At 70.3% G+C, this 21,354-nt stretch carries 19 protein-coding genes and 2 pseudogenes; 7 read left to right on the forward strand and 14 right to left on the reverse strand.

The genetic code is table 11. The features are described 5' to 3' along the window. Positions 1–291 (forward strand): annotated as a pseudogene (locus IT072_RS21350) (DUF4411 family protein); the annotation flags it as partial. Between the two features lie 71 nt (positions 292–362). Here IT072_RS21350 and IT072_RS00560 read toward each other — a convergent pair. Together IT072_RS00560 and IT072_RS00565 are read right to left on the reverse strand one after the other, a co-directional pair. Further along, on the reverse strand, positions 363–1,094 hold the full coding sequence (locus IT072_RS00560) for a hypothetical protein (RefSeq protein ID WP_223358863.1): 732 nt from the start codon (positions 1,092–1,094) through the stop codon (positions 363–365). Between the two features lie 844 nt (positions 1,095–1,938). Further along, a pseudogene (locus IT072_RS00565) lies at positions 1,939–2,094 on the reverse strand (IS3 family transposase); the annotation flags it as partial. On the opposite strand from IT072_RS00565, the gene IT072_RS00570 reads away from it, so the two are divergent. Then, complete coding sequence (locus tag IT072_RS00570; protein WP_226657629.1) at positions 2,088–2,273, forward strand: alpha/beta hydrolase; 186 nt, start codon at positions 2,088–2,090, stop codon at positions 2,271–2,273. The pseudogene IT072_RS00565 and the gene IT072_RS00570 overlap by 7 nt on opposite strands. Before the next feature lie 58 nt (positions 2,274–2,331). On the opposite strand, the gene IT072_RS00575 is transcribed toward IT072_RS00570, so the two are convergent. From IT072_RS00575 to IT072_RS00600, 6 genes are all read right to left on the reverse strand, one after another. Continuing rightward, the gene (locus tag IT072_RS00575; RefSeq protein WP_223358864.1) at positions 2,332–3,483 is read right to left on the reverse strand and encodes a mannitol-1-phosphate 5-dehydrogenase; all 1,152 of its coding nucleotides are present in this window, start codon (positions 3,481–3,483) and stop codon (positions 2,332–2,334) included. Positions 3,484–3,495: 12 nt separating this feature from the next. Next, positions 3,496–3,933, reverse strand: a complete 438-nt coding sequence (locus IT072_RS00580) for a PTS sugar transporter subunit IIA (protein ID WP_223358865.1) — start codon at positions 3,931–3,933, stop codon at positions 3,496–3,498. Then, positions 3,930–5,549 carry a PTS mannitol transporter subunit IICB gene (locus IT072_RS00585; RefSeq protein ID WP_223358866.1) on the reverse strand — a complete coding sequence of 540 codons (1,620 nt, stop codon included), beginning with the start codon at positions 5,547–5,549 and terminating at the stop codon, positions 3,930–3,932. Before IT072_RS00585 ends, IT072_RS00580 begins: the two co-directional genes overlap by 4 nt. Before the next feature lie 67 nt (positions 5,550–5,616). Next, positions 5,617–7,305 carry a phosphoenolpyruvate--protein phosphotransferase gene (gene ptsP / locus IT072_RS00590; protein WP_223358867.1) on the reverse strand — a complete coding sequence of 563 codons (1,689 nt, stop codon included), beginning with the start codon at positions 7,303–7,305 and terminating at the stop codon, positions 5,617–5,619. A gap of 2 nt (positions 7,306–7,307) precedes the next feature. Beyond that, a complete protein-coding gene (locus IT072_RS00595) occupies positions 7,308–7,574 on the reverse strand; it encodes an HPr family phosphocarrier protein (protein WP_223358868.1) in 267 nt (88 codons plus the stop codon). A 57-nt stretch (positions 7,575–7,631) separates the two neighbouring features. Next, positions 7,632–7,940 carry a PTS IIB subunit gene (locus tag IT072_RS00600; protein ID WP_223358869.1) on the reverse strand — a complete coding sequence of 103 codons (309 nt, stop codon included), beginning with the start codon at positions 7,938–7,940 and terminating at the stop codon, positions 7,632–7,634. A 231-nt stretch (positions 7,941–8,171) separates the two neighbouring features. On the opposite strand from IT072_RS00600, the gene IT072_RS00605 reads away from it, so the two are divergent. Together IT072_RS00605 and IT072_RS00610 are read left to right on the forward strand one after the other, a co-directional pair. Continuing rightward, on the forward strand, positions 8,172–10,175 hold the full coding sequence (locus IT072_RS00605) for an Ig-like domain-containing protein (protein ID WP_223358870.1): 2,004 nt from the start codon (positions 8,172–8,174) through the stop codon (positions 10,173–10,175). A 164-nt stretch (positions 10,176–10,339) separates the two neighbouring features. Further along, on the forward strand, positions 10,340–12,247 hold the full coding sequence (locus tag IT072_RS00610; RefSeq protein ID WP_223358871.1) for a BglG family transcription antiterminator: 1,908 nt from the start codon (positions 10,340–10,342) through the stop codon (positions 12,245–12,247). Positions 12,248–12,374: 127 nt separating this feature from the next. Here IT072_RS00610 and IT072_RS00615 read toward each other — a convergent pair whose 3' ends face one another. The 4 genes from IT072_RS00615 to nucS all read right to left on the reverse strand — a co-directional run bounded on the left by IT072_RS00615 (position 12,375) and on the right by nucS (position 14,709). Next, entirely contained in the window at positions 12,375–12,779 is a 405-nt protein-coding gene (locus tag IT072_RS00615; RefSeq protein WP_223358872.1) for a hypothetical protein, read from the reverse strand. Between the two features lie 94 nt (positions 12,780–12,873). Beyond that, complete coding sequence (locus IT072_RS00620) at positions 12,874–13,554, reverse strand: HAD hydrolase-like protein (protein WP_223358873.1); 681 nt, start codon at positions 13,552–13,554, stop codon at positions 12,874–12,876. 37 nt (positions 13,555–13,591) lie between these two features. Continuing rightward, entirely contained in the window at positions 13,592–14,014 is a 423-nt protein-coding gene (locus IT072_RS00625) for an SseB family protein (RefSeq protein WP_223358874.1), read from the reverse strand. Next, positions 14,014–14,709 carry an endonuclease NucS gene (gene nucS, locus IT072_RS00630; RefSeq protein ID WP_223358875.1) on the reverse strand — a complete coding sequence of 232 codons (696 nt, stop codon included), beginning with the start codon at positions 14,707–14,709 and terminating at the stop codon, positions 14,014–14,016. Before nucS ends, IT072_RS00625 begins: the two co-directional genes overlap by 1 nt. Before the next feature lie 50 nt (positions 14,710–14,759). Between nucS and IT072_RS00635 the strand changes: the two genes are divergently transcribed. Beyond that, positions 14,760–15,806: a lactonase family protein gene (locus IT072_RS00635; protein ID WP_223358876.1), complete on the forward strand. Its 1,047-nt coding sequence runs from the start codon at positions 14,760–14,762 to the stop codon at positions 15,804–15,806. Between the two features lie 157 nt (positions 15,807–15,963). Here IT072_RS00635 and IT072_RS00640 read toward each other — a convergent pair whose 3' ends face one another. Further along, the gene (locus IT072_RS00640) at positions 15,964–17,265 is read right to left on the reverse strand and encodes an MFS transporter (protein ID WP_223358877.1); all 1,302 of its coding nucleotides are present in this window, start codon (positions 17,263–17,265) and stop codon (positions 15,964–15,966) included. A gap of 66 nt (positions 17,266–17,331) precedes the next feature. Here IT072_RS00640 and IT072_RS00645 point away from each other — a divergent pair, with 66 nt between their 5' ends. Together IT072_RS00645 and IT072_RS00650 are read left to right on the forward strand one after the other, a co-directional pair. Beyond that, the gene (locus IT072_RS00645; protein ID WP_223358878.1) at positions 17,332–18,399 is read left to right on the forward strand and encodes a LacI family DNA-binding transcriptional regulator; all 1,068 of its coding nucleotides are present in this window, start codon (positions 17,332–17,334) and stop codon (positions 18,397–18,399) included. A gap of 133 nt (positions 18,400–18,532) precedes the next feature. Continuing rightward, entirely contained in the window at positions 18,533–19,741 is a 1,209-nt protein-coding gene (locus tag IT072_RS00650) for an amidohydrolase (RefSeq protein ID WP_223358879.1), read from the forward strand. Positions 19,742–19,861: 120 nt separating this feature from the next. Here the strand turns inward: IT072_RS00650 and IT072_RS00655 are convergent, their stop codons facing one another. Continuing rightward, positions 19,862–21,193 carry an MATE family efflux transporter gene (locus IT072_RS00655; protein ID WP_223358880.1) on the reverse strand — a complete coding sequence of 444 codons (1,332 nt, stop codon included), beginning with the start codon at positions 21,191–21,193 and terminating at the stop codon, positions 19,862–19,864. Between the last annotated feature and the right edge of the window lie 161 nt (positions 21,194–21,354).

Below are 21,354 nucleotides of genomic sequence, written 5' to 3' on the forward strand. Positions count from 1 at the left end.
ATCGTTGCGCGTCGGGGTCGTTGTGGACGCTCATTTCGGAAAGCAGATTCGGCGGGGGAGAGCTGCATCTGCGAGGCGATTCTGCGCGAGGTTCACCGTGGGGGAGATCCCTTGTATGAGCGGGCGAAAAAGCTACCTGGATTCGTGTGCCCTGTGACCGATGCCGAGCTACTCACGGTCGCCCAGCTCGGCGCCGACCATCCTGGCTGGGTTCAGGGTCAACTGAACGAGGCGGACCCGTTCATCATCGCTCACGCGAAGGCAGAGGGGTCAATCGTTGTCACTGAAGAGAACCGCAAGGGCCCAAAAACTGAAGACCGAAATCAGAAGATGGGCGTGAGGAACGTTCTTGGGATCATTTCTCATGCGGTCTCCTGCGTGGCGAGTGGGATGGTCTCGAGGCGACTCATTTCGAGGGTCAAGTCGTTGTTGGTCGATGTCCAGCTCAGGGTCGTTAAGGGGAGTTGTGTACGCGCCCCCTTCATATCGGCCAGGATCTTGGCTAAGTCGTAGGCCTCCTGCGGGTCGAGCTCGTCCCGCAGGTTGACCAAGCCGATTGCGGTGAACTGCTGACGATTCCTGCCGAAGACTGCGCAGACTGCATCCAATAGGCCCCTATCGGAGCAACGTGTAAATTCGAGCGGGAAATAGATCCGGCCTCGATTGAACTGCCCGATGAACGGTCCGTGCATGACCGGCATTAGTGAGGGCGCATCGCGCAAGAGTTGGTTCGCGGAGTTGCGTTGGGCGGGTGTGGGATTCACGTCGCCAATCAGGGTGCAGTGGATATTTGGCGCGCGGGTTTCGATTAGGTCGAAGGCAACCTTTTCAGCGAAGGATGAAGTCGCGAGACGTTGCAGGAGGTGCCGGCACGTGTCTTGGGCCAGGAACGGGCGACCGAGATCCGCGACGATTGACACCCGGGCTCGTGCATACCATCCGTTGTGGTAGTCGCGACCATTCAGGTTGACGAGCGTTCGTGGGTGTCCCGGGGCGACGAGTGGCAGATGAGCTGCCCGGTACTGTTCGTCGAAGATCAGGCCCTCACCTGCCATCGGTGTCCACCGCATTTGGTCATAGGGATCGTTGCTCACGTGGCTGACTCCTCTGTTGACCCGAGTTCGTGAAGTACAACGCTTTTCCATGGCTCTAGCACAATGAGTTCACGTCCATGCTGTCGGTACTTCGCGGGAATCTGCAGGGTCGCGCTTTTCCCTAGCGCGAGGAGGCACAGCGCACTTGAGTTGCGCCCGGTCCGCGTCACGCTGATGACATGGTCACCGAAGTCAGGACCTAAGCCGATGCGGGACCCAGGGTCGAAAGCGTCATACGCTGAAGCAGTCTTGCGGAACTCTCGCACGGCCGCGATCACGCGCGCTCCAATTCCATCACGCACGCTCTCTAGATCTTCAGCAAGTGAAATGGACCCGCGATTTCGAGCTCGCTCATCTCCGGACACCCGCACGAGTTCGTCATCATTGCGTACCCCCAACAGATGCCCGAGGTGGACCAGCGGTGTTCCGCCCAGAATACCGGCGCCGCCGTCACGGCCAAACTTTAGGACCACGGTTGGAGATCTCCGCGCGGCTGCTCGGGATCGAGGCAGGCGGAGCCTGCGCTGTGCTTCTTTGGTGTCCCGCGCGAGCGTGTGACCGGATGCGGCCCCGCCTCCGGCGGCTGTTCTGACTGGTCGGTACCCGCTATCGCGGGTGCACTGTTCATGCCCTTGCGGGGCGTTGCCGCCATCTTGGCCGCCCGAACCTATCGACTCCGCTCGCTCCGGCCAACGGGGCGCCCGCACGCGGGCGCTGGCGGGTTGCGGGAATACTTCCTGGCCGACGCTTCGCGCTTATCGGCCAGAACTTTTCCTGCAACCCACCAGGTGAACCCTCTTATGTCCTCCACTGGGACTGCTGAGCGTTTACGTGACAGTTTCGGTTAGGCCGCGAGGGCCAGGTTCTGGTTCATGATGGTCTCGAACTCGATTGGGGTCAAACGGCCGAGGCGGGCTTGCCTGCGACGTCGGTGGTAGGCACGTTCGATCCAGGTGATGATCGCGATTCGCAGGTCTTGCGTACGAGACGACCATCGTCGCGTCGGACGACGACCCGTTCTGTCCGGAGGGCGCGCAGGCGGCCTACGGGGCGCCGCTCGGCATCCCGGTGCACACCATCCCGGGCGGCGGTCACCTGGAGCTGACGGCCGGGTACGGCGAGTGGCCGTCGATGCTGGCGTGGTCGTTCGACCCGACCACGACCCTCCAGCCCCGCTGAACGCAGGAGGCGCCCCGACCGCGATGGTCGGAGCGCCTCCGGGATGCCATGCGCAGGGTCAGGCCTGCGCCTCCCGCACGATCGCGACGAGCGGGTCGTAGAGCGCCTCGCCGGGCACGACCCCGGTGACCTCGCTCACGATGTCCTCGGCCGGCGCCTCCTCGAGCAGGCGCTTGAGCTCGACGCTCTGGGTGTCCTCCGGCACGTCGAACCGCAGCGCGGCCCCGACGGCGGCGAGCAGGGCCTGCGGCACCGAGCCGACGAACGCCACGTGATCGACGGCCGGTCCGATGAACCGGTCGTTGCGGCCGAGTTTGCGCAGCGGCTCACGACCGACGCGCACCACCTCGTCGACCAGATACCGGTTGGTGAACCGGTCCAGGATCTTCGCGCGGTACGCGGCCATCTCCTCCGGGTCGAGCCCGTGCTTGGCGATGAGGGCCGCGGAGGTCTCCGCCAGGGCGTCCTCCGCGGCCTGGCGCACGGCGGGGATCGCGATGGCGTCGCTGATGGTCCTGGCACCCTGCAGGAACCCGGTGTACGCCACGGTCGCGTGCCCGGTGTTGACCGTGAACAGCTTGCGCTCGATGTAGGGCGCGAGCGAGTCCACGAAGTGGGCGCCCGGGATGGGCGGCACCTGCCCGGAGAACGGGCTGCGGTCGACGACCCACTCGTAGAAGGTCTCGACGGTGACGTCGATGCCCGCGTCCGGCGCCTGGGCGGGGACGATCCGGTCGACGGCGGTGTCGGCGAAGACCGCTTTCGCGCCCAGCGCCTCCCGGGTGTCGTCGTCCGGGAGGCCGTCCATCAACTCGGCGGCCAGGAGGTCCGTCGCGCCGATCGCGTTCTCGCACGCCATCACGGCCAGACGCGGGGCGTCGTCCGCCCGGGCGGCGAGTCCCTTCGCGATGACCGGGGCGACGAAGCGTAGGATGCGCGGTCCCACCGCGGTCGTGACCACGTCGGCGGTCGCGATCTCGGCGACCAGAGCCTCCTCGTCGGTCGCGCTGTTGATCGCGCGGAACCCGGTCACGGTCTTCGTCTGCGACTCCTCGCCGACGAGGTGCACGTCGTAGGAGTCCGCCGCCGCGAGCGCGTCGATCAGCTCGGCGTTGACGTCGGCGAAGACGACCTCGTACCCGGCTTCGTGCAGCAGCAGCCCCACGAAGCCGCGGCCGATGTTGCCTGCGCCGAAATGGACGGCCTTCATCCTGTCCCTCTCCTACTCGTTCACGTCGCCGAGGAGCGCGTACAGAGCGTCCGCGTCCGGGGCGTCGAGCAGCTTCTGCACGTCGTCCTCCTCCGAGAAGAGGATGGCGATCTTGGACAGGATCTCGAGATGCTCGTTGTTCTGCCCGGCGATGCCGACGACGAACCGCACCTCCTCGCCGCCCCAGTCGAGCGGCGAGGAGTAGCGGATGAACGAGAGAGCCGAACGCGTGATCTCGTCCTTGGACTCGTTGGTGCCGTGCGGGATGGCGAGACCGTTGCCCATGAAGGTCGAGACGGTGTTCTCGCGGTCCTGCATCGAGTCGACGTACCCGGGGAGCACGGCGCCGGCCTGCACGAGCAGGGCACCCGCCTCCCGGATCGCGTCCTCCCGCGTGGTCGCGGTGCCCGCGGCCACGACGTTCGCCCGGTCGAGAATGGTGTCGGTCATTTGGTGGCGTCCTCCGGTGCTGCTTGGGCCTGCTGGTTCTTGACGAGGTCGACGACCTCGTCGTACCGCGGGCTGTTCATGAAGTTGTCGACGGACACGTGCACCGAGTCCGGCGACTGGCCCTTGGCGCGATCGGTCAGCTCGCGCTGCGTGATGACCAGGTCGGCCGTGCCGTCGAGGTTCGCGATGGCCTGGTTGGTCACCGTGACGCCGTCGATGCCCGCCTTCTTGATCTTGTTGCGCAGCACGGACGCGCCCATCGCGCTCGAGCCCATCCCAGCGTCGCATGCGAACACGATGTTGCGCACCAGGCGGTCGGTGCCGTCGCCCTGGGCGTCGCCGGCGTCGTGCTCGCCCTCGTCGACCAGGCCCTCGAGCACGCTGGACTGCTTGCCCTTGTTGGCCTCGGTCTGGGCCACGGCGGCGGACAGGTCGCCCGCGTTGCCGGAGGCGAGGTCGCGCTTGCGGCTGGCGCGCAGGATGACCGACGCGACGATGAACGACACGGCCGCGGCGCAGATCACGGAGAGCGTCACCCCGACGAAACTGTCACCCGGCGTCTGGAGCAGTACGGCGATGATCGACCCGGGCGAGGCCGGGGCGCGCAGACCGGAGTTGAACGTCACGTTGACGGCGATGCCGGTCATGCCGCCGAGGATGGCCGCGATGATGATCACGGGCTTCATGAGCACGTACGGGAAGTAGATCTCGTGGATGCCGCCGACGAACTGGATCAGCGCGGCGCCCGGAGCGCTCGCACGGGCGACCCCCAGACCGAAGATCGAGTAGGCGATCAGGATGCCGAATCCGGGACCCGGGTTCGCCTCCAGCAGGAAGAGGATCGACTTGCCGGTCTGCTGGGCCTGCTCGACACCCAGAGGGGTGAGCACGCCGTGGTTGATGGCGTTGTTGAGGAACAGCACCTTGCCCGGCTCGATCAGGATGCTCGCGAGCGGCAGCAGGTGCGCCGACACGAGCCAGTTCACGGCGCCGCCGAGCACCGTGCTCAGCCACTCGACGAGCGGCGCGATGCCGAAGAAGGCGCCGATGGAGAGCAGCATGCCCACGATGCCGGCCGAGAAGTTGTTGACCAGCATCTCGAAGCCGGCCTTGATCTTGCCGTCCCAGATGGAGTCGACCTTCTTCATGATCCACGCGCTCAGCGGGCCGAGGATCATGGCACCGATGAACATCGGGATGTTGGAGCCGACGATCACACCCATGGTCGCGATCGAGCCGACCACGCCGCCGCGGACGCCGTAGACCATCCGGCCGCCGGTGTTCGCGATGAGCAGCGGCAGCAGGTAGGTGATCATCGGGCTGACGAGGCCGACATACTGCTCGAAGGTGTGGCCGTTCGCGTCCTGCGCGAGGACGGTGGCTGCGCCGTCCCAGCCGATCTTGGCCTGGTCGCCGAAGCCGCCGAGGATGCCGTTGATGTCCCAGCCGGTGTTCTGCAGCCAGCCGGTCGCGATGAACAGGGCCGTGATGAACCCCCAGGCGATGAACGCCGGGATGTTCGGCATGACCATGTTCGAGAGGAAGGTCCCGAAGCGCTGCACGTGGACGCGCGCTCCTCCGGGCTTCTTCGGCGTCGTCACTGTCGCCGATGTCATGATGGTGCCTCGTTTCTGTCGGTGATCACGGGGATCGTTGGGGGACGTATCGCTCGGGTTGCGGGCGCTACCGGGGTGGTGCGGTGAGCGTGGAGGCGGCCGCACGGACCGCCTCCCGGGCCTCGGCCGCCCCGTCGGCGGCCAGGGCGACCTCGGCCAGGGACGTCGCCTGGTCGAGGGTGTAACGGGTCAGGGAGAGCCGCACGTCGGCGAGCGCCGCGGGCGACATGGACAGAGTGGTGGCGCCGAGACCCACGAGCACGACGGCGAGCAGCGGGTCGGCGGCGGCCTCCCCGCAGATCCCCACCGGCTTGCCGTGGGCGCGGCCTGCGGTGCCGACCTCCCCGATCAGGCGGAGGACGGCCGGGTGCCACGGGTCCTGGAAGCCGGCGACCGAGCCGAGGAGGCGGTCGGCGGCGAGCGTGTACTGCGTGAGGTCGTTCGTGCCGATGGAGGCGAACGCCGCCGTCTCGAGCACACGGTCGGCGAGCAGCGCGGCCGAGGGGACCTCCACCATCACGCCGACGGTCTTCAGGCCGAACCCGCTCGCGAGCTCGACGAAGTAGCGCGTCTCCTCGACGGTCGACACCATGGGCGCCATGACCCACAGGTCGGCCTCGGTGGCGGCGTCCGCCTCGGCGAGGGCGGTGAGCTGCTCGCGCAGGAGGTCCTCGTTGGCGCGCAGCGCCCGCAGCCCGCGGAGACCGAGCGCGGGGTTGTCCTCGTGCGCGTCGTTGAGGAAGGCGAGCGGCTTGTCGGCGCCGGCGTCGAGCACGCGCACGACGACCTTCTTGCCGGGGAACGCCGCGAGGAGCGCCGTGTACTGCTCGCGCTGCTGCTCGACGGTGGGGGCCATGCGCTGGTCGAGGAAGAGGAACTCCGTGCGGAACAGGCCGACGCCCTCCGCTCCGGCGTCGAGGGCCTTCTGGGCGCCCTCGGCCGAGCCGAGGTTGGCGAGCAGCGGGATCGCGGTGCCGTCGGCGAGGGCCCCGGGCTCGAGGCCGCCCGCGAGCGCCGCCGCGCGCTCGTCGATGCGGCGCTGCGCCTCCGCGCGCTGGTCGGCGTCGGGGGCGACGGTGACGGTTCCGGAGGCGGCGTCGACGACGACCTCGGTGCCGTCGGTCAGCGTGTCCGCTCCGGCCACGCCGACGACCGCGACGATCGCCTTCTCGCGGGCGAGGATCGCCGTGTGGGAGGTCGGGCCTCCCTCGCGGGTCACCAGGCCGAGCACTTTGGACAGGTCGAGCAGCGCTGTGTCGGCCGGGGCGAGGTCGTGGGCGACGAGCACGTAGGGCGCGTCCGACTCGGGGACGCCGGGCGCCGGGCGGCCGGAGAGCGCGGCGATCACGCGCTGCGCGACGTCGTCGAGGTCGGTGGCGCGCTCGCCCATGTAGCCGCCGAGGCCGATGAGCATGTCGCGGAAGACCGCGAATCCCTCGAACACGGCGCGCTCGGCGGTCGTGCCGCCGTCGATGCGGGTGGCGACGTCGTCGGCGAGGGTGGAGTCCTCCGCCATCATCGACTGCGCCTCCAGCACGTCGGCGGCGACGCCGGTGACCTTGGCGGCGCGGCTGCGCAGATCGGCGGCGACGGTGGCGACGGCTTCAGCGACGCGGGCCTTCTCCTCGTCGGGGGTGCGGGTGCTGGGCGTCTCGGCCGGCTCCGGGAGCGGGTCGGACATGCGGAGCACCGTGCCCAGGGCGACGCCCTGGCCGATTCCGGCTCCGGTGAGCTGCGTGGCGGTCGTGTCGGTCATGATCAGGCGTCGTGGTCTGTGGTCAGGATGTCCGCGAGGTCGTCGAGCACCGCGTCCGCGTCGGGCGCGTCGGTGGTGAGGACGATCTTGTCGCCGTGGTCGATGCCCAGGGAGATGACGCCGAGGATGCTGCCGGCGTCGACGGTCTTGCCGCCCTCCTTCGAGAGCTGCACCTTCGCGCCGGAGTTGTTGACCGCCTCGACGAAGAGCTTCGCCGGTCGCGCGTGCAGTCCGTGGCTCGATCCGACGGTGATGATCCGCTCAGCCATGTGTGTTCTCCTTCGATGGTTCGTCGCCCCGGGGTTCCGGGAGGATCGCTCGTGCTCTCATAGTGCCGCCGCCCCGGCGCCGAGAGCCAGGTCCAGCGCCTGTGCGCCGTCGAGGGCCGCCGGCGAGATGGGCGGGAGCACGGCGACCGCGGTGCCCACGGCGGCGGCGCGTTCGCGCAGCGCGGGCACGGAGGCCTCCAGGTGCGCCCCGACGAGGACGACGTCCACGCCGGTCAGAGAGTCGAGCTGGGAGACGCTCCCGGCCTCGACGGTCGCTGCGATGCCGCGAGCGGCCGCGGCGTTGCGGAGCTTGACGGCGACGAAGGTGCTCGAGGCTCCCGCACCGCAGACGACGACGATCTTCATCGACCTGTGCCTTTCGGTAACGCAGTGTTGCTGGGTGGAGCGGATGGATCGTCTGCCATGCTCGCCCGGTTCGCGGGATCCTTCCAGCAGCCTTTCTTCCGGGGGTGCGGAAGCGGAGGCGCGCGACGGTCGCGGGTATGCATTGCGGACTACGGAAACCGGGGGCTCAGGTTTCGGGATGTTGGCGAGCACTCCGGAGACGGGCGTCACCGGTGGCCAGGTTGGGACATCATGCGCCTTTATCCGAGACCTCAGTACCGTCACGCTCGCCGTGGCCGCCGTGCAGCCGGGAGGACTGTCGCCGCGGTCTCGGCCGCAGCCGTCCTCGCTCTGACTGCACCCTCCGCCGCCCTGGCGGATCAGACGATCTCCACGGCCGGCCCGCTCACCTCCGTGCGGATCACTCCCGACCTCAACTGCGCCGTCGACTACGCCGGCGACACGCACGGGTCATTCTTCGACGGAACCGCGTGCGGGACCTTCGTCGCGTTCGGCGAGGGCGCCGAGCGGGTACTCGCCGGGCCGAGCGTCATCCCGGCCGGTGGCGACGTGGCAGCACAGACCATCCCGGTCGTGCCCGTCGAACAGACCATGACCGGTTCCGGCTCGCGGAGAGATCCGTTCGCGGTCACGACGGTCGCGGACGCACGGAGCAGCGCGGGCTCAGCGGTGCTGCGGATCACGCAGGTCGACAGCTATGTCGCCGGAGACAACTACTACGCGACCACCACGACGATCTCGTCGCTGGACGGCGGGGCGCACGATGCCGTGCTCTTCCACGGAGCCGACTGCTACCTCGGCGACAACGATCGGGGATACGGCGACCACTCCGCTGCGACGGGCGCCGTGACCTGCACGTCCGGTCTCGGCGACGCGGCACGGATCGAGCAGTTCATCCCGCAGACCCCCGGGTCGTCGTACTTCTACGGCCACTACCGCCAGGTGTGGTCCCGCATCGCTGCGAAGCAGTCGCTGCCCGACCTGCTCGCCTCGCCGAGCCTCGCTCAGGACAACGGTATGGCGCTCTCCTGGAACCTCTCCGTGCCGGCGGGCGGATCCGCGTCCGCGTCGATGCTCACCAACTTCTCCCCGATGAACATCCGGGCCCTTCCGACCACCATCACGCCGGACGCGACCTCGGTTCGCGCGGGATCGACCGTCACCGTCACCGTCGATGTCAGCAACGCGGACAACGTCATCGACGTGACGACACAGGGCCTCGAGGTGCTGCTGCCGAGCGGGGCGGTCTACGTCGAGGGTTCCGTCGTCGGCGCGTCCGGGCCGGCCATCCAGTCGGACCGCACGCTCACGATTCCGATCGCCGGCGTGGTCCTCGGCGGAGGCTCCACCTCCGTGACCTTCCAGGTGGTCCTCGCCGAAGAGGGTGCGGCGGCATTCGACCTGACGGGCTCCGCCCTCCTCGCGCCGGTGCTCCCGTCGACCGCCTCGGTTGCCGTGTCACCCGCGCCGGCCAAGCCGACCGCGAGCGACGACACCGCATCGACCTCCTACGCGACGGCGGTCACCATCCCGGTGCTGGACAACGACACCGGCGAGGACATCGCGGTCACCGCGGTCGACCAGAGCGAGCATGGCATGGTGACGCTGAACGACGACGGCACGATCACCTTCGAGCCGGCCGCCGGGTTCGCGGGCGACGTGTCGTTCGGATACCGGATCACGGACGCCTGGGGCGTCGACGTGCACGCGTCGGTGACGGTGACGGTGGCCCCGCCCGCGCCCCCGGCGGCGGCCGACGACGCAGCCACCACCGCCTCGGGAACGGCGGTCACCATCCCGGTCCTCGAAAATGATGAGGGCGAGGAGATCTCCGTCGCAGAGGTCGGCGCATCGGAGCATGGCACGGTGACGCTGAACGACGACGGCACGATCACGTTCGTTCCGGTGACCGGATTCGCCGGCACGGCGACCTTCGAGTACACGATCGCAGACGCCGTCGGGCAGCGCGCTTCGGCGACGGTGATCGTCGAGGTCCAGCCGATGATCGGCCTGGACCCGGAACAGCCCGAGGGGCCGGAGCTGCCGGTGACGCCGGAGCGGCCCGAGCCTCCTGCGCAGCCCCAGCCACCGACGGCTCCCGCGGCGACGGGCCCTGACGTGCTCGCGCAGACCGGGTCCACCATCGCGAGCGGCGCCGGCATCGTCGCGCTGGCCGGCCTCCTCGCCGGGGCGGTGCTGCTCATCGTGCGCCGCCGACGGGCCGAGCAGGCGTAGCCCCGCCGCAGGAAGGGGCCGCATCCATCGGGTGCGGCCCCTTCCCGCGCGCCGGGACCCACGACCTCCCCGGGCCGCACTTCCGGGGGAGCGGAAGATTTCCTGGGGGCGACGACCCGGATCGATGTGCTCGTGGTTGACTCGGTCCAGGAAGGTGGTCTCCGGTGGCGCTCTCGGCACAGCAGACGAGGATGCTCGACATCCTTGCGCGCCGCGCTGCCTGGGTGACCGCGGCGGAGCTCGCCCACGACCTCGGCGTCACGACGCGCAGCATCCGCACCTACGCCGCAGCGCTCGGCGAGCTCGTGGAGTCGGGCGCCAACGGGTACCGGGTGCGGCAGGAGGCCTACGCCGCCCACCTCGACGACTCCGGCTCCGGAGACCCCGGCCCCGGCTTCGGCTCCCCGCAGGAGCGCCTCGTGTTCCTCGCCCGTCGTCTGCTCGACGAGCCGGAGGGCGTGGACGTCTATGAGGCGGCGGAGAGCCTCTTCGTGAGCGAGTCGACCATCGAATCCGATCTGACGCGGCTGCGGGGCATCCTCGCGGACACCGAACTCGCCCTGCACCGGCAGGGTCCTGTCGTGCTCCTCACCGGCCCGGAGATCGCCCGGCGCAAGCTGATCAGCCGCCTCTTCCGCGACGAGATGCGCCAGGGCGTCGTCGATATCGCGCGCATCCAGGAGGCGTTCTCCTCCAGCGGCCTGGGCGCCTTCAAATCCGACCTCGTGGCTATGCTCGATGCCCGGGGCTTCTTCGTCAACGAGTACGGCATCAACGACGTGCTGCTGCACATGGCGGTGGCCCTCGACCGTGTCGCGAAGGATCGCGTGCTCCCGGCGGTCGGCGACCCGGAGACGAGCGAGGCCATCCGCTCGCTCGCCGACGACCTCGGCGGGCTGGTCGACACACACTTCGACGTGGTGCTCGACCCGACGGAGCTGCGCTACCTCGCCATCCTGCTCCGCACGCGCGTCATCGCACCGGCCGCCGGGCGCGACACGGTCGAGGAGTTCGTGAGCGAGGCCGACCTGGAGGTCGTGCGCGGCATCGTGGCGCGCGCCTCCACCGAGTATCTGGTCGACCTGCGCGACGAGAACTTCATCGTGCGGCTCACGCTCCACGTGCAGAACCTCGTCGCGCGCGCTCACCAGAAGTCGTACTCGCGGAATCCGCTGACGCGATCCATCAAGAGCTCCTACCCGATGATCTACGAGCTGGCGGTCTACATCGCCAGCCGGCTGCAGGCGGCCGAGGGCATCGAGGTCAACGACGACGAGATCGCGTACATCGCGATGCACGTCGGCGCCTACCTGGAGCAGCAATCCCGTCGACGCGACGCGATCACCTGCGCGGTGGTCTGCCCCAACTACTACGACATGCACATCCTGCTGCGGGAACGGCTCGAGAGCGCCCTCGGCGATGAGCTCGACGTCACGAGCGTTATCACGTCGGCGGACGCGGACTGGGCCGCGATCGACGCGGACCTCGTGCTGACGACGATCGATCCGCGCGGCCGGCGTGAGAACGCGGTCATCGTGCAGCCCTTCGTGACGGAGACGGATGTCGAGCACATCCGGCAGGCCGTCGCCCGCATCCGCCGCCAGCGCCGTCGTGCACGCATCAAGAACGATCTGCTCGAGTACTTCGATGAGCGGCTGTTCCTGCGCAATTTCTACGCGCGCGACGCGATCACGATGATCCGCGCGCTCGGCGACCGCATGATGGCCGTCGGTGCGATCGATCAGGACTACGTCGACCAGACGATCGAGCGCGAGCAGATGTCGTCGACGGCCTTCACCGACTCCCTCGCGGTCCCGCACGCGATGACGATGAGCGCGAAGCGCACAGCGATCGCGATCGTCGTCAACGACACGGCGATGGACTGGGGCGACGCCCGCGTCAACGTGATCGCCTTCATCGCCTTCGACGCCGGAGGCCGCGCCTCCTTCCAGACGGTCTTCGACCAGTTCGTCGAAGTCTTCGGCGACCGGGAGGCCGTACTGGGACTGATCCGCCGTGCCGACACCTTCACCGCTTTCATCGACGAGCTCGTCCGCATCATCGACTCCTGAGCCCGAACCGCCTCCCGACCGCCGGAAACCGCCGACTCCACGAACTCTCGGCGTGCTCGAGGGCGGAGACGACGGACCGCCGGGCGCGCGAGGCGGCCGGCGGTCCGGGGGCGAGGAGGCGCGAAGCCTAGTTCGCGGTGATGGTGTACGTCACCGAGACACCGGGGGTGCCCACGGCGACGGTGTACTTGTCATCGGTGTAGATGGCCTTCGAGTCCGTCGAGCCGGCCTGCTTGGTGTAGCCGGCCTTCTCCAGAGCGGCCGTCGCGTCGGCGAAGCCGGTCTTGGTGGTGGGCTGGACGGTGACCGACCAGCCGTTGACCTTGTCGCCGCGGGCGACGACGATCTGGCCGTCGACGAGCGGGACGTCGCTCTTCGGGAAGTCCGACGGGAGCGAGACGGAGGCCTGCGTCTGCGAGGCGCTCGGAGTGGACGAGGAGTCCGATCCGGAGCTGGAGCATCCGGCGAGGGTTGCGATGGAGAGGGCCGCCACGAGGGCGGCGGGGACGAACAGAGTGGTGCGGGTGCGCATGATATTTCCTCGTGCTGTATATGGTGCGGTGTTACAGCACTCCAGCCTACTCGCGCCCCTGTGACACTCCCGGCCCGACGGCCTGTGGAACCACTCAGCCGAGCAGGAGCCGCCGCAGCTGGTCCGCAGAGTGCACGACGGCGATGGCGCCCGCGGCCTCGGCGGGTGAGCCGTAGCCCCACTCGACGAGGATGGTCGGGAGCCCGTGGGCGCCCGCGCCCTCCACGTCGTACTGCCGGTCGCCGACCATCACCGTGTGGTCGAGCGCGACTCCCGCGTCGGTCAGGCGGCGCAGGGCCTCCTCGACGACGTCCGCCTTGGCGCTGCGCGACTCGTCCTCGGTCGCGCCGGTGATCACCGTGAAGAACGCGGCCAGACCGAAGTGCTCCAGGATGCGGATCGCCTGCGACTCCGGCTTGCTGGTCGCGACCGCGAGGGGGATGCCCGCGGCGTGCAGGTGCTCGAGCAGCCCACGGATCCCGGGGAAGACGGCGCTGTCGAAGGCGCCGTGCTCGGCGTAGTACGTGCGGTAGACGGCGAGAGCGGCGCGCGCCTCGGCCTCGTCCATGCCGGCGAACTTCTCGAGCGAGTCCAGCAGCGGCGGCCCGACGTACTCGACGAGCTCGGCGGGGGTGGGGACGGGGCGGCCCAGCTCCTCGAACATGCGCACGAGAGAGCCGGTGATGCCCGGAGCGGAGTCGGTCAGGGTGCCGTCGAGATCGAACAGCACGCACGTCCACGTCCGGGTGACGGTGGGGGTGATGGGGGTGGTCATAGCCCATCCATCGTATTAGTGCAGTGTGTACGTTCGCTCAGCGGTCGCCGAGAGCGGACTCCACGTGGGAGCGGGCGACGATCATCGTCTGCTCCGACCCGGGGTCGAACTGCACGGCCACGAACTCCGCGGTGCGGATGAACCCGAGGGCCTCGACCGCCGGCACGATGACCGCCTGCACCGTCGTGCCCGCACCTTCCGCCGTCTGGCCGACGGCCGAGCGCAGTGCCTTCATCGAGGTGAAGAGAGGGAGCACGGGCTCCCCGGTCGTCGAGCTGATCGTGCGCAGCCGAGTGTCCTGCGGCGTGGAGCCGGTCACGTCGACGACCAGCCCGCCCTTCAGGGCCGCCGCGAGCAGCGCCTCCAGGTGGGCGAGGGTCGGCTCCGCCGCGATGTCCGCGAGCGCTTTGCGCACCGGGACGTTCTCGTAGGACTGCGGGAAGCGGGGCGCGTTCGCCATCAGAAGAGCCTGCTGTCGCTGTCGTCGAGGCCGCGCATCGCGTCGTAGTCGAGCACCACGCAGCGGATGCCGCGGTCCTCGGCGAGGGTGCGCGCCTGGGGTTTGATCTCCTGGGCGGCGAACACACCGGAGACGGGGGCGAGGAGGGGGTCGCGGTTCATCAGCTCGAGGTAGCGGGTGAGCTGCTCGACCCCGTCGATGTCGCCGCGCCGCTTGAGCTCGACGGCCACGGAGGCGCCGGTCGCGTCGCGCGCGAGGATGTCGACCGGGCCGATGGCGGTCATGTACTCGCGACGCACGAGCACGTGCCCGTCGCCCAGCAGGTGGATCTGCTCCGCCAGCAGTTTCTGCAGATGCGCCTCCACACCGTCCTTCTGCAGGCCGGGGTCGATGCCGAGATCGTGCGCAGAATCGTGCAGCACCTCGTGGATGGAGACGATCAGCATGTCGGCGGTCTTGGCCTGCGTGACCCGCCAGACCTCGGTGACGCCGGCCTCCCGCTGCGGGTCGTCCGGCTCCATGACCGCGAGCGTGCAGGGCGGGCTCATCCAGTTGAGCGGCTTGTACGAGCCGCCGTCGGAGTGGACGAGCAGACTGCCGTCGGATTTGAGCATCAGCAGCCGCTTGGCCAGCGGGAGGTGCGCGCTCAGGCGCCCGGCATAGTCGACGGAGCAGTTGGCAATGACGAGACGCACCGCAACATCCTACGGGGGAGCGGGCGGGGCGTGCCTGGCAGGATGGGGGGATGCCCCACGATCTCCTCATCGGCACCTACACCGAGCGCCTCCCCCATGTCGACGGTCACGCGGAGGGACTCCTCGCGGCGCGGTTCGACGGGACGGAGGTCTCCGCGGTCTCCGTCGCCGCGCGCGTCCGCAATCCCTCGTGGGTGGCCGCGACCGACGACGGCTCGCGCGTCTACGCCGTGTCGGAGACCGGTCCGGACGGGGAGGTCGTGGCCTTCGCGCGCTCGGAGGACGGGGTTCTGACCGGGCTCGGCGGCACGTCCAGCGGAGGGGCGGATCCGGCGCACCTCGCGCTCCACCCCTCGGGGCGCCGGCTGATCGCGGGGACGTACAGCGGCGGATCGGTCTCCGTCTTCGCCCTCGACGGCGACGGGTCGATCGGCGCGCGCACGGGCTTCGTGCAGCACGACGGACGCGGGCCGGACGACGCCCGCCAGGAGGCGCCGCACGTGCACCAGCTCGGTGTCGACCCCGAGACCGGCGACGTCGTCGTGGTCGACCTCGGTCTGGGAGAGGTGCGCTGGTACGCCCTGGACGAGGAAGGAGCGCTCGCGCTGCGCCCCGAGGCCACCCTGTCGTCCGGCGCCGCCGGCCCCCGGCACCTGGCCTTCCATCCCGACGGCCGGCACGCCTTCGTCGTGAACGAGCTCGACAGCACCCTCGACGTGCTGCGGCGCGACGGCGACCGCTTCGTGCGCGTCTCGACCGTGTCCACCCGGGCCGCGGGTGCCGCCGGCGAGAACCTCCCGGCCGCCGTCCGCGTCACGGGCGACGGCTCCACCGTGCTCGCCACCAATCGCGGCGACGACACGATCGCGGTCTTCTCGTTCGACGCCGACGTGTCGCGCGCCGTCCTGGTCGCGACGGAGCCCGCCCGGGGGCGTTCCCCCCGCGATCTGGTCATCGCGCCGGAGGGCGACCGTGTGCTCGCGGCCTGCCAGGACAGCGACGAGGTCACTGTATTCGCGTTCGACCCGCGCACCCGCGCCCTGCGCTTCCTCGCCGCCTCCCCCGTCGCCACCCCTGTCTGCCTCACCTTCGTCTGAAGCGCGGCAGCCCCCCGCCCCCGGGGCCCCGACCGCCTCGATCTATTCCGGAGATCTCCTTCGGCGCGCGCGGAATCACCGGTCGAACGGCGAACTGAGCGGCGTGCCGCGCTTCGGCTCCGGAATTGTCGGGCCGGAGCCGGAGCCGGAGCCCGGGTCAGCCGAACGTCGGCTCGCTCGACGCGCGCTCCTTCTGCGGCCGCACCGCCGGCGCGGCGAGGAACGACGCGAGCAGCAGGGCGAGGATGAGGTAGAGCGCGTTCAGCAGGCCGAACTCCTTGCCGAGGAACCCGATGACCGGGGGCCCGACGAGAAAGGCGCAGTAGCCGATGATCGCGACGGCCGACACGCGCGCGGCCGGGTTGCTCGCACCGTCGGCGGCCGCGGACATCCCGAGCGGGAAGCCCAGGGACACGCCGAAGCCCCACAGCACCGTGCCGATGACGACGACCCACATCGGACCGCCCAGGATGAACAGGAGGAGCCCGACGACACCCATCCCGGCCGTGATGCGGATGGCGTTGACACGGCCGATGCGGTCGACGATCGGCCCGCCGGCCACGCGGCCGACGGTCATCGCGGCGACGAAGCAGCCGAACACCACGGCGCCGGTCGAGTTGGCCTGGCCGTGGCCGTCGACGACCGCGAGCGAGATCCAGTCGTTCGCCGAGCCCTCGCCGAACGCCATGCCGAGCATGACGACGCCGATCAGGATGAGCCGCCAATCCGCCCACACCGACAGCGCCGCACGCATGCGCTCGCCGAAGGGGATGCGCTCCGCCTCGCCCACCTCGTCGCCGAGGTCGGCTTCGCGCGGGATGAAGCGGATGGCCACCACGATCCCGGTCACCAGCGCCACGGCCACGAACAGCAGGTGCCAGGCCACGGCGATGTGGAGGGCCGCCGCTGCGGCGCCGAGGCCCGCGCCGATGACCGTGCCCAGGCTGAAGCACGCGTGCATCAGGGGCATCAGCGTCTTGCCGATCTCACGCTCGACGGCCGTGCCCTCGACGTTCATCATCACATCGAGTGCGCCGTTGCCGAAGCCGAGCAGCACGAGGCCGACCGCGACGATCGGCACGGCGTGGAACACGCTCGAGCCGAGGCCGAGGAGGGCCATACCGGCCGCGGCGAGGGTGAGGGAGGCGAACATCGCCTTGTGCGGGCCGAAGCGGACCAGCACCGGAGACGAGACGATGAGGCCGAGGATCGCTCCGACCGACATGCCCAGGATGAGGAGCCCCACGGCGGAGGGGTCCTTGCCCAGCCCGAGGTCGTCGCGGACACCGGGGATGCGCGCCACCCAGGTCGCCGTGGCGAGCCCGCTGAGGATGAAGACGGCGAAGACGGCGTTGCGCCACGCGACGAGTCCACGGCGGCTGCGCGCCGGGCTGACGGGTGAGGCCTGGCCGGCGGATGCGCCGGAGGACGAGGGAGGGGTCGGGGTCGACTGCGACATCGGCGTTCCTGCGGGTTTGGGGCATCGAATCGTTTCGATCGAAACGATTCGACTAAGCTACCACACGTGAACGACAGCACCGCAGCCCCCGCGACCCGGCCGACGCTGGCCGCGGTCGCCCGCCTCGCCGGCGTCTCCAATTCGACGGCGTCGCTCGCCTTCTCGGGCACCGGCCCCGTCTCCGACGCCACACGCGACCGCGTGCTCGCCGCCGCCAAGCAGCTCAACTACGCCGGTCCCGACCCTCGGGCGCGCTCGCTGCGGCGCGGCCGGTCGGGCATCGTGGGCGTCGTCATGGAGGAGCGCGTCGGCGACGCCTTCCGCGACCCCATCAAGATCGCTTTGCTCGACGGCATCACGGAGGAGATCGGGGCGATCGACGCCGGCCTCCTCATCCTCACCGACGCCGGTGAAGCGGCGCAGCGCATCGAGGACGCCCCCATGGACGCCGTCGTGCTCATCGGATGCAGCCCGCGCCTCGACGAGTCCGTCGCGACGCTCCGGCAGCGCGGCATCCCCCTCATCGCCATCGAGGGCGACCCGGCGGCGGGAGTCCCCACCATCGGGCAGGACAACCGCGAGGCGACCCGCATCGCCGCCCAGCACCTCCACGATCTCGGGCACCGGGAGGTCGCGGTCGTCGCCCTTCCGCTCACGCGTGATCGAGCGCGCGGGCCCTTCACCGCCGCGACCGCCCGTGCCGCCAGCTCCACCACGGCGATCGACCGGCTCGCCGGCGTGCACGACGTCTTCCCGGGGGCGGGAGGCTGGGTCGCCCGCGGCTCCTTCGTCGAGGAGGGGCGCCTCGCCGGTGCCGCCCTCCTCTCCGACCCGAAGACCCGCCCTACCGCGATCGTCGCCCAGAGCGACCTCCTCGCCGCCGGCGTGATCCGCGCCGCCGAGGAGCTCGGCCTCGAGGTGCCGTGGGACGTCAGCGTCGTCGGCTTCGACGGGGTCCGCGTCGACGGCCTCTGGCCCTACGACCTGACCACCCTCGTCCAGCCCGCCGTCGACAAGGGCCGTGCCGCGGGCCGTACCGTCGTCGACCTGCTCGAGGGCCGCGAGACGCGTCCCGAGTCCTTCACCTCCGAGTTCCACCAGGGCAACACCACGGCGGCCCCCGCCCGCCGCTGACCGCCGCTGCCGCCCGCCCCGCACATGTGGACCACATGTCGCGATTCCCGGCGCCATTCCCCGCATTCGGTCCAAATGGGGAGCGCACACTCGCGGCATTCGCCACGAATGCGTGTGCACGTAGGGTGAGGGTATGGATCTTGAGGCTCTCTACCGCGATCTCCACGCCCATCCCGAGCTCTCGTTCGCCGAGCACCGCACCGCCGGGATCGTCGCCGATCACCTCACCGCCCTCGGGGTGGAGGTGCACACCGGGATCGGCGGCACCGGCGTCGCCGGTGTCCTGCGCAACGGCGAGGGGCCGGTCGTCCTGCTCCGTGCCGACATGGATGCGCTGCCCGTCCGCGAGCAGACCGGACTCGAGTGGGCCTCCACCGTCACCACTGAGGACGAGACCGGCACGGTGGTGCCCGTCATGCACGCGTGCGGTCACGACATCCACATCACCTGCCTGCTCGGCGCGGTGGAGGAGCTCGCCGGGTCGACGGACGCCTGGTCCGGCACTCTCGTCGCGGTGTTCCAGCCGGGTGAGGAGCACGGCGGCGGCGCGCAGGTCATGGTCGACAGCGGCCTCTACGACCTCGTCCCGACGCCGGGCGTCGTGCTCGGCCAGCACGTGACCCCGCTGCCGGCGGGAATGCTCGGCGCCCACTCGGGTGCGGCGATGGCCGCGGTCGACACGATGGAGGTCACCCTCCACGGCCGAGGCGGCCACGGGTCGCGCCCGGAGACGACGATCGACCCGGTCGTCATGGCGGCGTCGGCGGTCATGCGCCTGCAGACCGTCGTCTCGCGCGAGATCGCGCCGCAGGACACCGCTGTCGTGACCGTCGGCACCCTGCACGCCGGAACCAAGAACAACATCATCGCGGCCGAGGCGACGCTGGGGATCAGCGTGCGGAGCTTCAACGAGGAGGTCCGCGAGCGCGTGCTCGGCGCGGTCGACCGCATCCTGCGTGCCGAGTCGGAGGCCTCGGGGGCCCCGCAGGCGCCCGACGTGGAGTGGGGCGAGCGCTACCCGGTCACCGTCAACGAGCCCGACGCCACGGCCCGGGTCAACGCGGCGTTCGTCACCGAGTTCGGTGCGGACGCCCTTTTCGACCCGGGAGCGCTCTCGGGCAGCGAGGATGTCGGCAACCTCGCGACTGCGGTCGGAGCCCCGCTGGTCTACTGGATGCTCGGCGGCGGCGACCCGCAGGTGGTCAGGGCCGCGATCGCGGCGGGGACCGTGGACACCGACATCCCCTCCAACCATTCGCCGCACTTCGCCCCGCTCGCGCAGCCGACCATCCCGACCGGGGTGCGCGCGCTGGTGGTGGCGGCGCGGGAGTGGCTGGGCTGATTCCGGAGTCCGGCGCCGCCGCGCCGCTCACTTCTCCGTGCGGACGGAGTCCCGTACGGGTGTCGGCGGGATCTCCGGATCCGCGGGGTGCGGGAGGCGGCGACCGCTCGGCTGCGACCGCTAGTCCGCTCCGGCGCGCATCCACACCCGCCCGTGGGCCCGCAGCCCGAGGGTGACCGCTCGCGCGCCGAGGTAGCCGAACACGAACGCGGCCGTGAGCCAGGCGAGTCCGCTCGCGTCGTGCGCCGCCCAGGCGACGACGGCGAGGGCCAGGGGCACGAAGACCGCGACGTTCGCGATGCCGGTGAGGGCCAGGTAGCGGGCATCGCCGGCGCCGATCAGCACGCCGTCGAGCACGAAGACGTATCCGCCGAGCGGTGCGCCGATCCCGACCAGGGCGAGGGAGACGGGCAGGAGGGAGGCGACGGTCGCGTCGCTCGTGAAGAGGCCGGCCGCGACGGGGCTGAGCAGCACGGTCGCGGCGCCGAGCACGATGCCGGATCCGACTCCCCACTGCAGGCAGCGGCGCAGCACGGCGCGCACCTCGTCCAGCTCGCCCGCTCCGAGCCCCTTCCCGATCAGTGCCTGCGCGGCGATCGCGAGCGCGTCGAGGGCGAACGCGAGGGTCGCGAACACGGTCATCGTCACCTGGAACGCCGCCAGCTCGTCCGGACCGAGCCGGGTCGCGGCGAAGACGGCGAGCAGCATGGCGGCGCGCAGGCTCGCGGTGCGCAGCAGCAGCCAGCCGCCGGCGCGAGCGCTGCGGCCGATGCCCGCGTGGTGGGGGAGGAGCGGGGAGCCGACCCGGCGCGCGTGTCGGACGACCACGACGACGTACACGACGACCATGCCCCATTGCGCTGCGACCGTCCCGGCGGCGGACCCGGCGATTCCCCACCCGGCGACGTAGATGAAGAGGTAGTTCAGGACGATGTTGGCGGCGAAGCCGGCGACGGCGACGGCGAGCGGAGTCCGGGTGTCCTGGAGCCCGCGCAGCAGACCGGTTGCCGCGAAGACGAGCAGCATCGCCGGCAGCCCCGGCATCGACAGCTCGAGGTACCGGGTCGCCTGCGCGGAGACATCGACGGACGCGCCGAAGAGGCCGACCAGCGCGGGCGAGGCGAACCATCCCGCCGCCGCCAGCACGATGCCGAGCGCGAGGGCGAGCCAGCTGCCGTCCACGCCCGCGGCGACCGCTCCGCGTTCGTCCCCGGCGCCGAGCCGTCGCGCCACGGCGGGCGTCGTGGAGTAGGCGAGGAACACCATCAGCCCGACGATCGTCTGCAGCACGGCGCTCGCTATGCCCAGCCCGGCGAGGGAGGAGACGCCCAGGTGGCCGACCATCGCGGAGTCGGCGAGCAGGAACACCGGCTCGGCGACGAGCGAGCCGAGCGCAGGCACGGCGAGGCGGAGGATCTCCCGGTCGACCGGGCGGCGGAGGAGGGCTTTCACGGCGACGTCAACGCTAGCGCGCTGCGACGACGCCGGGGCGCAGGCGGAGGCCGCGGCTGCCGAACCACAGCCGTGCCCTGCCGTGCCCCACACCCCTTCCCGATACGATCGCCCGATGCGGCTCACCACCCTCGGCGTCTCCAGCCATTACCCGCTCCCCG

This window comes from Leifsonia sp. ZF2019, from assembly GCF_019924635.1.
Classification (GTDB): Bacteria; Actinomycetota; Actinomycetes; order Actinomycetales; family Microbacteriaceae; genus Leifsonia.

What these genes read in the sequence shown, in the direction of transcription:
- ptsP (WP_223358867.1), bottom strand. Translation starts at nt 7,305, where the DNA reads ATGACCGACACGACCGCCACGCAGCTCACCGGAGCCGGAATCGGCCAG.
- IT072_RS00585 (WP_223358866.1), bottom strand. Translation starts at nt 5,549, where the DNA reads ATGACATCGGCGACAGTGACGACGCCGAAGAAGCCCGGAGGAGCGCGC.
- IT072_RS00575 (WP_223358864.1), bottom strand. Translation starts at nt 3,483, where the DNA reads ATGAAGGCCGTCCATTTCGGCGCAGGCAACATCGGCCGCGGCTTCGTG.
- IT072_RS00615 (WP_223358872.1), bottom strand. Translation starts at nt 12,779, where the DNA reads ATGCGCACCCGCACCACTCTGTTCGTCCCCGCCGCCCTCGTGGCGGCC.
- IT072_RS00595 (WP_223358868.1), bottom strand. Translation starts at nt 7,574, where the DNA reads ATGGCTGAGCGGATCATCACCGTCGGATCGAGCCACGGACTGCACGCG.
- IT072_RS00620 (WP_223358873.1), bottom strand. Translation starts at nt 13,554, where the DNA reads ATGACCACCCCCATCACCCCCACCGTCACCCGGACGTGGACGTGCGTG.
- IT072_RS00605 (WP_223358870.1), top strand. Translation starts at nt 8,172, where the DNA reads ATGCGCCTTTATCCGAGACCTCAGTACCGTCACGCTCGCCGTGGCCGC.
- IT072_RS00650 (WP_223358879.1), top strand. Translation starts at nt 18,533, where the DNA reads ATGGATCTTGAGGCTCTCTACCGCGATCTCCACGCCCATCCCGAGCTC.
- IT072_RS00625 (WP_223358874.1), bottom strand. Translation starts at nt 14,014, where the DNA reads ATGGCGAACGCGCCCCGCTTCCCGCAGTCCTACGAGAACGTCCCGGTG.
- IT072_RS00635 (WP_223358876.1), top strand. Translation starts at nt 14,760, where the DNA reads ATGCCCCACGATCTCCTCATCGGCACCTACACCGAGCGCCTCCCCCAT.
- IT072_RS00640 (WP_223358877.1), bottom strand. Translation starts at nt 17,265, where the DNA reads ATGTCGCAGTCGACCCCGACCCCTCCCTCGTCCTCCGGCGCATCCGCC.
- IT072_RS00600 (WP_223358869.1), bottom strand. Translation starts at nt 7,940, where the DNA reads ATGAAGATCGTCGTCGTCTGCGGTGCGGGAGCCTCGAGCACCTTCGTC.
- IT072_RS00580 (WP_223358865.1), bottom strand. Translation starts at nt 3,933, where the DNA reads ATGACCGACACCATTCTCGACCGGGCGAACGTCGTGGCCGCGGGCACC.